The 13904-nt window shown below is 62.1% G+C and carries 14 protein-coding genes; 12 read left to right on the top strand and 2 right to left on the bottom strand.

Annotated elements, in window-relative coordinates; translation table 11 throughout:
• Positions 1-38: 38 nt before the first annotated feature.
• From creD to ACI3KQ_RS00885, 6 genes are all read left to right on the top strand, one after another.
• Positions 39-1487: a cell envelope integrity protein CreD gene (gene creD, locus ACI3KQ_RS00910; protein WP_404953857.1), complete on the top strand. Its 1449-nt coding sequence runs from the start codon at positions 39-41 to the stop codon at positions 1485-1487.
• 236 nt (positions 1488-1723) lie between these two features.
• Positions 1724-1930, top strand: coding sequence for a cold-shock protein (locus ACI3KQ_RS00905; RefSeq protein ID WP_404953855.1), 207 nt, complete (start codon positions 1724-1726; stop codon positions 1928-1930).
• Between the two features lie 67 nt (positions 1931-1997).
• Positions 1998-2333, top strand: coding sequence for a DUF6481 family protein (locus tag ACI3KQ_RS00900; RefSeq protein WP_404953853.1), 336 nt, complete (start codon positions 1998-2000; stop codon positions 2331-2333).
• A gap of 183 nt (positions 2334-2516) precedes the next feature.
• Positions 2517-2657: a hypothetical protein gene (locus ACI3KQ_RS00895; RefSeq protein WP_404953851.1), complete on the top strand. Its 141-nt coding sequence runs from the start codon at positions 2517-2519 to the stop codon at positions 2655-2657.
• A gap of 59 nt (positions 2658-2716) precedes the next feature.
• The gene (locus tag ACI3KQ_RS00890; RefSeq protein WP_404953849.1) at positions 2717-2926 is read left to right on the top strand and encodes a hypothetical protein; all 210 of its coding nucleotides are present in this window, start codon (positions 2717-2719) and stop codon (positions 2924-2926) included.
• A 209-nt stretch (positions 2927-3135) separates the two neighbouring features.
• Positions 3136-3834 carry a spermidine synthase gene (locus tag ACI3KQ_RS00885; RefSeq protein ID WP_404953847.1) on the top strand — a complete coding sequence of 233 codons (699 nt, stop codon included), beginning with the start codon at positions 3136-3138 and terminating at the stop codon, positions 3832-3834.
• A gap of 39 nt (positions 3835-3873) precedes the next feature.
• On the opposite strand, the gene ACI3KQ_RS00880 is transcribed toward ACI3KQ_RS00885, so the two are convergent.
• Together ACI3KQ_RS00880 and ACI3KQ_RS00875 are read right to left on the bottom strand one after the other, a co-directional pair.
• Positions 3874-6093: a glycogen debranching N-terminal domain-containing protein gene (locus ACI3KQ_RS00880; RefSeq protein WP_404953845.1), complete on the bottom strand. Its 2220-nt coding sequence runs from the start codon at positions 6091-6093 to the stop codon at positions 3874-3876.
• A gap of 10 nt (positions 6094-6103) precedes the next feature.
• On the bottom strand, positions 6104-7204 hold the full coding sequence (locus ACI3KQ_RS00875) for a glycosyltransferase family 4 protein (protein ID WP_404953843.1): 1101 nt from the start codon (positions 7202-7204) through the stop codon (positions 6104-6106).
• 288 nt (positions 7205-7492) lie between these two features.
• On the opposite strand from ACI3KQ_RS00875, the gene ACI3KQ_RS00870 reads away from it, so the two are divergent.
• The 6 genes from ACI3KQ_RS00870 to ACI3KQ_RS00845 all read left to right on the top strand — a co-directional run bounded on the left by ACI3KQ_RS00870 (position 7493) and on the right by ACI3KQ_RS00845 (position 13860).
• The gene (locus ACI3KQ_RS00870; RefSeq protein WP_404953841.1) at positions 7493-8203 is read left to right on the top strand and encodes a response regulator transcription factor; all 711 of its coding nucleotides are present in this window, start codon (positions 7493-7495) and stop codon (positions 8201-8203) included.
• A gap of 125 nt (positions 8204-8328) precedes the next feature.
• Positions 8329-9027 carry a carbonic anhydrase gene (locus ACI3KQ_RS00865; RefSeq protein WP_404953839.1) on the top strand — a complete coding sequence of 233 codons (699 nt, stop codon included), beginning with the start codon at positions 8329-8331 and terminating at the stop codon, positions 9025-9027.
• Between the two features lie 4 nt (positions 9028-9031).
• Positions 9032-10525 (top strand): SulP family inorganic anion transporter, encoded by a 1494-nt coding sequence (locus ACI3KQ_RS00860; protein ID WP_404953837.1) that lies wholly within the window; start codon positions 9032-9034, stop codon positions 10523-10525.
• Between the two features lie 289 nt (positions 10526-10814).
• Positions 10815-11654 (top strand): TorF family putative porin, encoded by an 840-nt coding sequence (locus ACI3KQ_RS00855; protein ID WP_404953835.1) that lies wholly within the window; start codon positions 10815-10817, stop codon positions 11652-11654.
• Positions 11655-11827: 173 nt separating this feature from the next.
• Positions 11828-12538, top strand: a complete 711-nt coding sequence (locus tag ACI3KQ_RS00850) for a response regulator (protein ID WP_404953833.1) — start codon at positions 11828-11830, stop codon at positions 12536-12538.
• On the top strand, positions 12535-13860 hold the full coding sequence (locus tag ACI3KQ_RS00845) for an ATP-binding protein (protein WP_404953831.1): 1326 nt from the start codon (positions 12535-12537) through the stop codon (positions 13858-13860). Before ACI3KQ_RS00850 ends, ACI3KQ_RS00845 begins: the two co-directional genes overlap by 4 nt.
• Positions 13861-13904: the final 44 nt, after the last annotated feature.

Below are 13904 nucleotides of genomic sequence, written 5' to 3'. Positions count from 1 at the left end.
CATTTCAAGATATTGATAAATCGATGCAGGAGCGACCATTGACCGAAAGCTCATCTGGCGAGGCGCGCAAGCCACGGTCGCCCGGTATCAAGCTGTTATTCGCGTCGCTGGTCGCGCTGGCGCTCATCATCCCCTTGATGCTGGTATATGCTCTGGTGTGGGATCGGCAGAGCCAGTCGCAGACGGCACAGGACGCGATTAACGCGGGCTGGGGCGGGCCGCAGATTATCGCTGGTCCCGTTATCGTCGTCCCGTTCCGTGTCACGCAAATGCAGCAGGAACAGGTCAACGGTCAGGCGGTGTCCCGCGCCGTCGAAATCGAAAAACTGCTCTACATCTCCCCCGTTGAAAATGTCGTGACGACCGTGGTCAGGCCGGAAGAGCGCCGCAAGTCGATATATCGCAGCGTCCTTTACGATGCGCGCATCAAGGGGACCGCTCATTTCGTGCTGCCGTCCGACTTGCCGCGTTTCGGCGTCACCGCCGACCGCCTGCTGTGGGATCGTGCAGAATTGCGCGTAGGCGCTTCGGACGCGCGGGGGCTGACCAGCGGAGGATCGCTGGCCGCCGATGGCAAGGCGCTGGCCGTGCAGCCGGGCAAGGGGCCGGGGTCGACCGGCGGGCAAGGATTCTTCGCCTTCCTGCCATGGTCCGGCGACGGGAAGCTGGCCGTGACTTATGACTTCGGACTGCGAGGAAGCCGGTCGCTCAGCCTGGTGCCCAGGGGCGGCAAGACGGTCTGGGACATATCGTCCACCTGGCCCAGCCCCAGCTTTGGCGGGGCGTTCCTGCCCGAAAAGCGGGACATCGCGGACAGCGGCTTTACGGCGCGATACGCGGTCGACAAACTGGCGCTCGGCCAACCACCCGTGGGCATGGAGGAACTTGGCCCGCCGCTTGTGGATCATGACGCCGGTTATGCGATGACCGCCGTCGTCGACAGCGGCGCGGCTGCTGGGGGCCGGGGCGCTGGCCAGCCGCTGGAAACAGTCAGCGGCAATTCGCGGGCGGTGACCGTCGGCCTTGTCGAACCGATCGACCTTTATTCCAAGGTCGACAGGTCGGTAAAATATGGCTTCCTGTTCATCGGCTTCACCTTCCTCGCGTTCCTGTTGTTCGACATTGTCGGTGGGGCGCGGGTGGCGGCAGCGGAATATCTGCTGACCGGGGCGGCGCTGGTCCTGTTTTTCGTGCTGCTGCTCGCCTTTGCCGAAGTGATCGGCTTCACCGCCGCCTATATAGTGGGGGCAGGCGCGATCATCGGCCTGCTGTCGGCCTATAGCGCCGCTGTGCTGCGAAGCTGGCGACGCGGTCGGTTCGTCGGCGCGTTGCTGGTCGGGCTTTATGCATTGCTCTTCGTGCTGCTCAATCTGGAAGCATGGTCGCTCCTGATCGGTTCGGTGCTGCTGCTGATCGCCCTGGCCAGCGTGATGTACGCCACCCGCAATGTGGAATGGAGCAATGTGGGGCAGGGAAGGGGCGTATAGGCCCTGAACCTGAGCCCATCACGCCCCGTCGGGCCTGGCTGGACGCCGTCAGGGTGACGCCGCGTGCTCCGCCGATTTTGAATTTCGTCCGACCTATGCTATTGCAATTTTGCTGAACGTCGCGCTTTGACGGATATTGGGCCGGTTCGGCTCTTCTTTGTCCCATATTTGCTTCTTAAAGCCGGGCGCGCGAATGATCGCGTGTCCCTTTCTTACTTGGGATATTGGAGACCCACATGATCACCGGAACAGTCAAATTCTTTAACGCCGACAAGGGCTATGGCTTCATCGCACCGGAAAGCGGCGGCGACGACGCCTTCGTCCACATCTCTGCGGTGGAACGTGCCGGTATGCGCACCCTCGAAAAGGATCAGCGCGTATCCTATGATCTGGAAAAGGATCAGCGCGGCAAGACATCGGCTGTCAACCTTCAGGCAGCCTGAAGCGCATCGGGCGGCTTCGGCTGCCCGACCAGCAACCGAACGAGATTGAAACAGGAAATTTCTCTGCATGAAAAGATATAAAGAGCCTCACTTCCAGGATCGCATCGCCGCAGCCGCGCGTGCCCGGGCAGAGGTTCTCGAACGATTGCCTGAAAAGGCGCCCGTGGATGAGGCCGCCGTGGCCGAACGGGCCGAACGTCGTCTCGCAAAGGAAGCGGCGGCGCGCGAAAAGCGCCAGAACGCCTTGCGTGAAGCCAAGGAGCAACGGGCCGCCAAACGCGCGCAGGCTCTTGAAGCCGAAGCCGCCAAGGCTGCAAAAGTGAAGCCCGAAATGACGGAAGCCGAGCGCAAGGCCGCGCGTGATGCGCGATATCTGGCCCGGAAAAAACGCGCATCCAGTTAATTGACGAGCGTGCTGAACATGTTGCAATTTGACGGCCTTCCCAACCAGAAGCGCGCCTGTGGCGCCCTCCCCAAATTGCGAATTGTCCCTGAACGGCTTGTCCTAAGGCAGCTTGTTTCTGGACGGGGCAGCCACGCGAAATATGATAAAGATATACGCGGCATGAGCCGCAAGGACATTGATATGAACTTTCCAAAATCCATCGCCCATGCCGGTTTCCGCCAGCTTTTTCGCAAAGCTTCGGAATCGCAGGCGACGCCCGCTCGTTCGGCCACGCTCTCAAATGGCGAACTGAAGCAGATCGTCGCGGCCATGCTGGGCTGAACACCATATTAGCGGCGGGCAGTTCCGCCGATTTTTTCGCGTCGCAATCAGGAGGTTCCATGAGCCGAGAAATAATCCGTCCGTTTTTGATCACCAAGGATGAGGAGGGTGCTTTCCGGCTCACGGTTCGTGAGACGCGCTACAATTCTCAAGGCTATCCGCTGGTGACATCTCACCTGCAGGAAGAAACCTTCAAGACGGCCACGGCAGCGCGCAATTTCGCGCGTGACACGTTCAACGCCGAACCGGGGCAATATGCCACGAAATGAAGGGGCAAGGGCAGGTTTCGACCCGATCCTATCGGGTAGCCTGCTCTGATCCTTTCCTTCTGTCCGGGATATGCCGGCAGCCGATGGCCTGATTTCGAAAAACGTCCCGACGTTATCGAAAATCGCTCTCAATCCTTCCCCCGCATGACAAACCATGACTGGGGCCAGGCGACGCCTGGCACGGGGACGGTTTCACTATGGACAATGCGATGCTGGCAATTCCCGACGACGGTGAGGCAATTCCCGTCGAACTGATCGACGTGGCGGAATTACCGGACGGCGGGCAGTTGCGCCTGTTGCGTCGCGGCGATGATTATTCGATCCGCTTTGGCGACAATGAACTGATGGGAAACCAGGTTCGCCATTCGGAAGAAGCGCTTGCCACCTTGGTATGCCAACGCCTGGTCAGTCCCGACAGCCGGATTCTCATCGGCGGATTGGGCATGGGCTTTACGCTGGGCGCGGCTCGAAGATCGCTGCCATCCACGGCCATGATCACGGTCGCGGAACTCATCCCGAAAATCGCGACATGGGCCAATGGCCCCTTGGCGCATATCTTCGGAGACTCCCTCGCCGATCCTCGCGTCACGCTCCAGATGGATGACGTGCACAATGTCATTGACCGGGGAAAAACCGCCTTTGACGCCATTTTGCTCGATGTCGATAATGGGCCGGACGGGCTGATCCACCTGGCCAATGAACGGCTCTACTGCAACTGGGGACTGCGTGCGGCGCATGCCGCGTTGAAGCCCCAGGGCATATTGGCAATCTGGTCGGCCTATACGGATGCCGACTTCGTCACCCGCCTCGAAGCCGCAGGCTTTGCCGTTGAAGAAGTCAGCGTCGCCGCCGTCGTCGATGGAGAGGACATAATCCACACGATCTGGCTCGCAGCCAGGCAGGAATGATCATGCAACCGGATCGATGCCTGCCCTGCTCCCGCTCGGTCAGGTGACGGTCACGACCCTGGCCCGACCGACCCGGTCCATCGGCTTGACGACGACCTTGTCGCCCATGCGGTCGAATGCGATGTCCACCTGCGCTTCGCCCACCACCAGTCCGTAAAGCTGCAATTCGTCCAGAAAGCGGGGCAGGGCCGGTTCATTGAGCGTGATCTCCGCCCCCGCAACGTTGAAGCCCAGGCCAAGGCACGACTGGACCAGCGACAGCGGCGCGGCGGCTGACCATGCCTGGGGACTACAGGCAACCGGATAAAAGGTCGGCCCCTGCGCGCGGCGACGCGGGAAGCCGCAGAACAGTTCGGGCAACCGCATCATGTCGACATAGGTGGCCGCTGCGAACAATCCTTCGAATATCCGGGCAGCCTGCGCGCGGTAGCCATAACGCGAAAAGCCCGCCGCGATCAGCGCGTTGTCATGGGGCCATATCGACCCGTTATGATAGCTCATGGGATTATATCGCGCCTCGGTGGACGCGATGGTCCGCACCCCCCAGCCGGAAAAGGAAGACGGCGCCATCAACGTCCCCACCACCTGCGCCGCGCGTTCTTCCAGCGCCAAGCCCGTGAAAAGGACGTGCCCGGCATTGGATGACCGCACCCGGCAGGGCCGCTTTTCGCCGTCCAGCGCCAGCACATAAGTGCCCAGTTGCCCGTCGAAAAAGGCTGCGTCGAACCGCGTGCGCAAATCCTGCGCCCGCGCCCGATACTGAATCGCGCGCTCCTGATTTCCGAACGCCGCATAGATCGCCTCCGCCGCCGTCCACGCGCCGTAGATATAGGCTTGCACCTCCGCCAGCGCGATCGGTCCTCGTGCTATCGAACCGTCGGCGTGAAAGACGGAATCGTGGCTGTCCTTCCATCCCTGATTGATCAGGCCCTGATCGGTCAGGCGGCCATATTCGACAAAGCCGTCGCCGTCGCGGTCGCCATGGTCGTCGATCCATTGCAACGCCGCTTCGATGTTGGGCAGCAGCGACGTCAGACAGGCAATATCGCCGGTGCGCTCCAGATACGCGCCCGCCAGCATGACGAACAGCGGCGTGGAATCGATGCTGCCATAATAGTGGCGGAACGGCACCTCGCCCAATTCGGCCATTTCACCATGCCGCACTTCATGCAATATCTTGCCAGGCTCTGCGTCGGCGGCGGCGTCGAATTCATGCGCCTGGTGCGCGGCCAGATAGCCCAGGACGCCACGGCTGATGCTGGGGTCCAGCCATAGCATCTCCAGCGCGGTGATGATCGCGTCCCTGCCGAACACGGTGCTGAACCAGGGAATGCCCGCATAGGGATAGGGGCCATATTCCGTGTCGGTCGACAACATCGTGATATCGGCGACGGACCGTCGCGCGACTTCATTGAACAGCTGGTTCGACGACCGGACGGTCGCCGACCTGGCGCGCGACGCTTTGAGCGCCTGCATCGAATCCCGCAGCGATTTCAGGAACGGTCGCAACAGCGGTTCGCCCGTCAACGGCATTCTTTCGCAACTGATCCGCATATAGAGCGTGGCCCGCTCACCCGGCGGGACCGTAAGCGTGAACCGCGCATGGCTGTGGGTCAGCTCCTGCGGCGGCGGGTCAAAGCACAAGTGCGTTTCGCGCGTGCGCGCATCCCGGCCTTCATAGCTCAGCAGGACATCGGCCTCGCCCACCTCAGGTTCATTCATGACCCCCTTGCGCAGCCGGGTCATGCCGCGAATTTCGAACAGGTCGGCAAAGTCAGCGGCAAAGGCGATGTCGACCGTGACGGTTCGCGGCTCGGCATCGAAATTACGGATGGTGATGCGTTCCTGGACGGCGCCTTCCCACAGGAAGCGCGTGCGGCGAAGGTGGATCAGGTCATGTTCGACCTCCACCCGCCCATCGCCGCCCGCAAAATCGGGATTGGTCAGATCGCACGTCAGGATCGCATTGTCGTCGCGCAGGGCGGAGCTCAGCAAAATAGGCCGCAGCCCGTTGATCGTGAGATAGAGATGCGACAAATGACGCGTGTCGCGGTGATACAGCCCCTCCGGGCTACCGGGTCCAGCGATGGCGTCGCCGCTATGGTCGAACACCGCGAAGCTGTCGCCATGCTTCATCGTCCGCGGCCTGCGTTCATGCAGCGAAGCGGTGGCGGGGATGAAGAATTGCATCTGCGCTTGCGACAATATCTGCGCTGGCTCTGGGGCTGGCAGGTCGGGCTGCACCTGGCTCGCGGTCATGCGTCCATCCTTATCCGGCGGCCTGAAAGTGATGTTCCGCCTCCTTGCCCCGCCGATCGGGGAGGCGAGCGACCGGCGCGCGCGCTCCGGCCAGGTCCTGATAGATGGCGACATAATCCGCCGCCATACGGTCTGCCGTGAAGCGTGCGTCAAAGGCGGCGCGCACCCTGGCGCGGTCCAATTGGTTCAGCCGCCCGACCGCATCGACCGCCTGGTCTTCATCGCTCACGATGAATCCCGACACCCCATGGTCTATGACTTCCGGCACCGACCCACAGCGAAAAGCAATGACGGGCGTGCCGCACGCCATCGCCTCGATCATGACAAGCCCAAATGGTTCGGGCCAATCGATGGGAAACAGCAGGGCGCTCGCATTGCCCAGAAACGCGGCCTTTTGCGCTTCGTTGATCTCGCCGATAAACTCGATATTGCGGTAGAGGTCGAGCAACGGCGCGATTTCGCTTTCCCAATATCCCCGGTCCACATTGTCGATCTTCGCCGCGATTTTCAGCGGCTTTCCAGACCGGGCGGCGATGCGGATCGCCCTGTCGGGTCGTTTTTCAGGAGAGATGCGGCCAAGGAAGGCCAGATAGCCTTCCTGGCCCCCGATGCGGGGCGACAGCAGATCCGACGGCAGGCCGTGCAGCACCGTCCCGGCCCAGTTCACCGGCGGCATCGGCAACCGTTGATTGTCCGAAATGGACACCAGGCTGTGGTTGGGAAAGCTGCGGTAAAATGCGGGGAGGTCGGGCAAGTCCAGCCGACCGTGCAGGGTCGTGACCGTGCGACCGACAAAATCCTGCACCATGGGCATGTGCAAAAGGTCGATGTGGAAATGCAGGGCGTCGAATTCATCGGCGCGCTGCCGCACGGCGTCCAGCAACATCATGTGATAAGGAATTGGGTCCCGGACCAGCGGGTTCAGGCGCAGCGCCGTCTTCGTCACCGGCACCAACTTGGCGCGGGTCGTGGAATCGCCGCTGGCGAACAGGGTTACGTCATGTCCCTGATCGACCAGGGCTTCGGTCAGGTAGGAAACGATCCGCTCTGTGCCGCCGTAAAACCGGGGTGGTACGCTTTCGGCCAGGGGTGCGATCTGGGCAATCTTCATGCGCGTTTCCTAATGCAAGAAAAGTCACTTCGGCCCCGTGGGCGCGAAACGATGGCGTGGGTAGAAAGCGCGACTCCCGCCCGGAGTTGCATGAACTGGCCGCTCGCAGCAAATATTGCCGGGGATCAATCAGTGCCCTCTCCGGCAAAATCGCTCTATGGCTATCAGCAATATTTTGTAACGACCGGCAAATTTCAGGGACATTCATCCTTCGTAAGGCCTTTGCGATCGGATCTCTGTCTGCAAGGAAGATGCAATGCTGTCCCTCCTCGCCTTGGCCAACTGCGAATGACATCGCCGTTGATACTGGTGGCCGACCGGCATTCGGACAATCGCCAGCAACTATGCGTGTCCCTGGAGGAAAAGGGCTTTCGCACCATCGGCGCCGGGTCCGCGCCGGATATATGGCATGTGCTTGACAACATGCCGGTCAACGCGCTCGTGCTCGACGGTGACATGCGGGGGGCGGATGGCATGGACCTGTGCCGTGACGTGCGGGAACGCAGCCAGGTGCCTGTCATCCTGGTCAGCGCCAATTGTACCGAGGTTGATCGCGTCGTCGGGCTGGAACTGGGCGCGGACGATTATATGGCCAAGCCCTGTTCCACGCGGGAACTCGCCGCCCGGCTTCGCGCGGTGATGCGGCGGGGGAAAATGGAAAGAGTGTCTGGCCTCCGTCGCCAGAGCGAGGCACGGTTCGGCCAATGGGCTGTCAGTTTCGCGCGGCGTGAAGTGCTGGGTCCCGAAGGCCGCTCGATCCACCTGACGGCCGCGGAATTCTCGCTGCTGGCCATATTGATCGATAATGCCCAAACGGTGATCGCCCGCAATCAGGTCATGGAACTGGCTGGGGTGCGCGATGCGCCTTCGTCCGACCGCAGCATCGACGTGCTGGTCAGCCGCCTGCGCCGGAAGCTTGGCCGGAGCGGCTGCGCCGCGCCTATCGTCACCGTTCGGGGGGCCGGATATATGTTGAGCGCGGCGATCGACCGGCGCTGATCTTAAAAAAATAGCCAGACACATAATTTAACAAAAGCGCTGCGCCGCAGCAAAAACGACTTCCTATCCTTCACACTTAGACCGGTCTGCCCCCTGACCGGCCAGATATATGAAGGAAAGAAGCCATGAACGAGCTCATCGGCCGCGTCTTCAGTTTCGAGAAGCATGTCTTCCCGAACCAGAGCGTACTCTATAACCGGCTCGCCAGCGATGGACAGAGCCCCAAGGCGCTGATGATTTCCTGCGCCGATTCCCGCATCGTGCCCGAACATATCATGCAGGCCGATCCCGGCGACCTGTTCGTGTGTCGCAATGCCGGCAACATCGTCCCCCCATATGCGACGCAAAATGGCGGCGTATCGTCGACCGTGGAATATGCGGTCATGGCGCTGGGCGTGCGCGACATCATCGTATGCGGCCACAGTGACTGCGGCGCGATGAAGGCGCTGGTCAATGAAGCGCCGCTCGCCGCCATGCCCAATGTCGCCGCCTGGCTGCGCCACTCTCGCGCCGCGCAGAAAGTGTGTCAGGACAGCTATCCCGACGATGTGAGCGACGCTGAAAAGGTCCGCAACATGACGCTGGAAAATGTGGTGGTCCAGCTTGCGCACCTCCGCACCCACCCATCGGTCGCGTCCGGCATCGCTCGCGGGGAAATCGCCCTGCACGGCTGGATGGTGGACATTCATGCCGGTCAGGTCCTGGGCCTGGATGGAGAGACGGGACGCTTCGTGCCGCTGCGCGAAGGTGAACCGTTGCCGGTTGCCCTCCCTCACGCACAGCGCCTGGCTGCGGGTGCGCCTGTCGCGCAGGCGGCGGAGTAAGCGCATGATGAAGGCCCTATCCGGCGGCACGTTCAGCCGTGACTTCACTGCCTCTATCGTCGTGTTTCTGGTGGCAATGCCGCTGTGCATGGGCATCGCGGTCGCTTCGGGCGTTCCGCCGGAAAAGGGGCTGATCACCGGCATCATCGGCGGTGTGATCGTTGGCCTGCTGGCAGGTTCGCCATTGCAGGTCAGCGGCCCGGCGGCTGGTCTTGCCGTCATCGTCTTCGAAATCGTGCGGGAACAGGGCCTGTCGGCGCTGGGGCCGATCCTGATCCTGGCAGGCGCCATTCAGGTGGTGGCCGGGCTGCTGCGGGTCGGCGGCTGGTTCCGCGCCATTTCACCAGCGGTCGTCCATGGCATGCTGGCGGGTATCGGCGTGCTGATCGTCGTGGGGCAGTTCCATGTTCTGTTCGACGATAAGCCGCTGTCCAGCGGGCTTGCCAATCTGGTCGCGATGCCGGGGCAGATTTTCGGCCTCAGCAACCAGGATGCGGCCACCGCTTTCGCGATTGGCCTGGTCACCATCGGTGGCATGATCGGTTGGGAAAAAATTCGGCCTGCATCGCTCAAATTGTTGCCGGGTGCGCTGGTCGGCGTGGTTCTGGCAACGCTGGTCGCGTTCCTGCTCAGCCTGCCGGTTGCGCGCGTGGTTGTGCCTGAATCCATCACCGCGGCGATCTCCCTGCCCGGCGAGGGTCTGCTGCAACTGCTGCTCAGCCCCACTGTCATCACCACCGCGATCGCCATCGCCTTTATCGCCAGCGCCGAAACGCTGCTGTCGGCGGCTGCGGTCGATCGGATGCACGACGGCGTGCGCACCAACTATAATCGTGAACTCAGCGCGCAGGGCGTCGGTAACCTGCTCTGCGGCTTTGCGGGCGCGCTGCCGATGACGGGTGTCATCGTGCGAAGCTCCGCAAACGTGCAGGCGGGTGCCAAGACGCGGCTTTCGACATTCCTGCATGGCATCTGGATCCTGGCCTTCGTCGCCCTTCTTCCCTGGCTGCTGCGCGAAATTCCGATGGCCGCTCTGGCAGGCATATTGGTGGTGACGGGCGTAAGGCTGGTCAGCCTCGATCACGCGAAGCATCTGCTGCACCGCTATGGCCCGCTTCCGGCCATTGTATGGGCTGCGACCTTGATCATGGTCGTTGCGGTAGACTTGCTGACGGGTGTTCTTGTCGGCATCGGCCTGTCGCTGCTTGAACTGTTGCCGCATGTGCGTCGCCTGCGCCTGGGCTTCGATGAAGATCCGCATGGCGACACGCATGAGCTCGCCTTGCATGGATCGGCGACCTTCCTGACGCTGCCCAAGCTGTCGGCGAAGCTGGAATCCGTTCCTGCCGGACGCCATGTGGTCCTGAACGTCGAACGCCTGGGTCACATCGATCATACCTGCGCCGAGATGCTGCGTGAGTGGATCGATCGTCGTCGCGGCGGGGGAGCGCCGGTCGAACTGTCGGGGGCAGGGCGCTTGCGCAATCTGGCCGCCTGATCGTTCTTCTTGACCAACAGAAAGAGCCGTCGCGCCCATGGTGCGGCGGCTTTTTTGTCTCAATAACTTGTCTGGAAATAATCTAGAAACAATATGGAAGTATTGTAGCAATAAACTGTGCTTTCGGGGACACAGGTGTTGATTGTCTTCGCAGGTGCGGAAAAAATCATTCTCCTGACGTCCTAACGCGCCTATCAAGAGCTTGATCCACCGGTATTGAGGGCGAACAGATCCTCGAACCTTGGTTGGACGCAGGACGGAACATTCTTACCATAAAGGGGAATGTTTCATGAAATATCAGATCGCCTGTGCAGCTCTCGCATTGATGTCGAGTGCACCCGCCTTCGCTCAGGAAGAGCCTGCTGGCCCCGTTACCATTTCGGGCAGCGTTGCTCTCGTTTCCGACTATCGCTTCCGCGGCGTGTCCCAGACCGACAAGGGCATGGCCATTCAGGGCGGCATCACCGCAACCCATGAAAGCGGCCTTTATGCTGGCACCTGGGCTTCCAACCTCGGCGGCTGGGGTCGTTTCGGCGGCGCCAACATGGAACTGGACCTGTTCGCAGGCTACGCAATTCCGCTGGGCGAATCCGCCACGCTGGACGCGGGTCTGACCTGGTACATGTATCCGTCGGGTGCCGACGAAACCGATTTCGCTGAAATCTATGCAAAGCTGTCCAGCCAGCTTGGTCCCGTAAAGGGCCTTCTGGGCGTTGCCTACGCTCCCAAGCAGCAGGCGCTGGGCAAGGTTTGCAGCGATGCAGCCTGCACCGTGTTCGATCCGGGCGACAAGGAAGACAATCTGTACGTCTGGGGTGACATCAGCGGTTCGGTTCCGAACACGCCTGTGACGCTGAAGGCCCATCTGGGCTGGTCGAACGGCAATTCCGGCCTTGGCCCGAACGGCACGTCGATCGCACCGACCGGCAAGTATCTCGACTGGCTGGTGGGCGCGGATGTCGCGATCCCCGGCACGCCGCTGACGCTGGGCGTCGCTTATGTCGACACCGACATCGCACGTTCCGAAGAAAACTACATCCGTCCGAACTTCATGGTCAACGATGGCAAGGCCTTTGGCGAATCGATCGCTCGTGGCCAGGTGGTCTTCTCCCTGTCGGCTGCCTTCTGATGCTTAGTGCCGGGACCGGTTCGCCGGTCCCGGCATATCCGTCAATTTCCGTGACAAAATGTTGCTGATCGGGCGGGGAACCGTTGCTGAGGGCATGGTTCGGTTGACCGCCCCGGATACGACCCTTAATTCAAAGCCATGAACGCAGATTTCAGCACGACGACGATTGCGGCATGACCGCCCCGACGATCATCCTGGTAGAGGATGACCCGCCCCTTCGCACGCTGACCGCACGGGCGCTTCAGGAACATGGCTATCAGGTCAGGCCAGCCTCTTCGGGACCCGAAATGTGGGTCGCCTTTGACGCGGGTCCCGTCGACCTGATCGTGCTGGACGTCATGCTGCCGGGCACCAACGGCATCGACCTGTGCCGCCAGATACGCCGCAAGAGCGACGTTCCCATCATCTTCATCAGCGCAAAGGGTAGCGAAACCGACCGGATCGTCGGGCTGGAACTGGGCGCGGACGACTATCTCCCCAAACCCTTCGGCACGCGTGAACTGATCGCGCGCATCCGCGCCATCCTGCGCCGCGTCGGCGTTGAGCGCGGACCGGACGAACATCGCGACAATGAAGCGCGGTTCGATGGCTGGGTCGTCAATTTCCCCCGGCGCGAACTGCGGTCTCCCACTGGCGGGATCGTCGACCTGACCGGGGCGGAGTTCGACCTGCTGGGCAGCTTCCTCAGCCATCCCCAACGCGTGATCGCCCGCGAACGGCTGATCGAATTGTCGCGCACCCGCATGGGCGACAGTTCCGACCGCAGCATCGACGTGCTGGTCAGCCGCCTCCGTCGCAAATTGTCGATGGAGGACAGGGCCGCGCCGATCACCACGGTCCGCGGCGTCGGCTACATGTTCAATGCGGAAGTCAGCCGCGCTTGAGGCTGCACGTCAGCCGGTCGCTGGGCCTGGTTGGCCGCCTCTTCGCGATCCTGCTGCTCGCGCTGACGCTGGAATTCGCGGTCGGCACGCTGATCTATGAGCGGGCCGGGCACCTTTCGCTGCAAGATGACGAAGCGCGCCGCCTGGCCGAACATCTCGTCATCGCGCGCAAGCTCGTCGCCGAACAGCCCGTCGCCGAACGGCACGCCCTGGCAATCCAACTGACCACCGACCGGTATGACGTGCACTGGACGGCGTCATCCCCGCCGCCCCCGCCGCTGGCCCCGGAACTACAGCGGATGCGGCGGCAGATCGTCAACTGGGAACCCAGCCTCGAAAAATCCCGCCTGTGGCTGCGGCTCGCATCGCCGGGGCGGGTGTCGGAAATCAATGGCGGCCTGCAATTGCCGGACAAGAGCTGGCTCTATTTCGGCATGCACCATAGCGGCGGGAAATGGGGGTTCACGATCGGGCGAATGGGGCTGGCGCTGATCCCCGTCGTTGCGCTGCTGGTCGCGGGTGGTGTGATGATCCGCCGCACCCTCGCGCCGCTCAAGGATCTGACGAAAGCGACCGAACATATCGGCCTGTCGGATGAGGTGGTCGTCACCGAAAGCGGCACCAGCGACGTGCGCGACCTGATCCAGGCCTTCAATACGATGCAAAAACGCATCCATCTGCTGATCACCGAACGCACCGAAACGCTGGCCGCCGTCGGCCACGACCTTCGCACGCCGCTGGCCCGGCTGCAATTGCGGCTGGAAAATCTGTCCGACGCCGAAGCGCGAGAAGCGATGAGCGGCGACGTCAGGGAAATGGCCGAGATGATCGAATCTCTGCTGGCCTTCCTGGGCGGAGAGAAAAATGGCGAGACGCCGGTGCGCACCGACGTAGCGGTGACGGTCGCGACGGTCGTCGATGCCTTTCAGGATGAGGACAAGGACGTCACCTATGAAGGGCCGGACCATCTGGAGATGGAGGCGCGGCCCATATCACTGCGCCGGGCAGTGATGAACCTCATTGAAAATGCGCTACACTACGGCGTCCGCGCGCGGGTTGGCGTCGAACGGCAGGGCGATGAAGTGATAATCCGCGTGGATGATGACGGCCCCGGCATTCCCCCCGACAAGCTGGAGGAGGTTCTGAGGCCCTTCGCCCGGCTGGACGAGGCGCGGCAACGCAACACAAAGGGGCTGGGGCTGGGCCTCGCCATCGTCGCCGCCGCCGTGGAAAGGGAGGCAGGCCGCCTGCTCCTGATCAATCGGCCGGAAGGCGGGCTGCGCGTGGAAATCCGCCTGCCCGCTCCGCTAGCCGCCCACTGATCCCCGACCCCGGCGGGCGAGCAAAAGAGAATCTCGCCCGGCCC

Source organism: Sphingobium sp. ZW T5_29, from assembly GCF_044987515.1.
Classification (GTDB): domain Bacteria; phylum Pseudomonadota; class Alphaproteobacteria; order Sphingomonadales; family Sphingomonadaceae; genus Sphingobium.
This window is presented reverse-complemented; position numbering and strand designations above follow the sequence as displayed.

Coding starts and splice junctions, on each gene's coding strand:
- ACI3KQ_RS00875 (WP_404953843.1), bottom strand. CDS start 7,204: ATGAAGATTGCCCAGATCGCACCCCTGGCCGAAAGCGTACCACCCCGG.
- ACI3KQ_RS00870 (WP_404953841.1), top strand. CDS start 7,493: ATGACATCGCCGTTGATACTGGTGGCCGACCGGCATTCGGACAATCGC.
- ACI3KQ_RS00905 (WP_404953855.1), top strand. CDS start 1,724: ATGATCACCGGAACAGTCAAATTCTTTAACGCCGACAAGGGCTATGGC.
- ACI3KQ_RS00885 (WP_404953847.1), top strand. CDS start 3,136: ATGCTGGCAATTCCCGACGACGGTGAGGCAATTCCCGTCGAACTGATC.
- ACI3KQ_RS00865 (WP_404953839.1), top strand. CDS start 8,329: ATGAACGAGCTCATCGGCCGCGTCTTCAGTTTCGAGAAGCATGTCTTC.
- ACI3KQ_RS00900 (WP_404953853.1), top strand. CDS start 1,998: ATGAAAAGATATAAAGAGCCTCACTTCCAGGATCGCATCGCCGCAGCC.
- ACI3KQ_RS00860 (WP_404953837.1), top strand. CDS start 9,032: ATGATGAAGGCCCTATCCGGCGGCACGTTCAGCCGTGACTTCACTGCC.
- ACI3KQ_RS00895 (WP_404953851.1), top strand. CDS start 2,517: ATGAACTTTCCAAAATCCATCGCCCATGCCGGTTTCCGCCAGCTTTTT.
- ACI3KQ_RS00880 (WP_404953845.1), bottom strand. CDS start 6,093: ATGACCGCGAGCCAGGTGCAGCCCGACCTGCCAGCCCCAGAGCCAGCG.
- ACI3KQ_RS00850 (WP_404953833.1), top strand. CDS start 11,828: ATGACCGCCCCGACGATCATCCTGGTAGAGGATGACCCGCCCCTTCGC.
- ACI3KQ_RS00890 (WP_404953849.1), top strand. CDS start 2,717: ATGAGCCGAGAAATAATCCGTCCGTTTTTGATCACCAAGGATGAGGAG.
- ACI3KQ_RS00855 (WP_404953835.1), top strand. CDS start 10,815: ATGAAATATCAGATCGCCTGTGCAGCTCTCGCATTGATGTCGAGTGCA.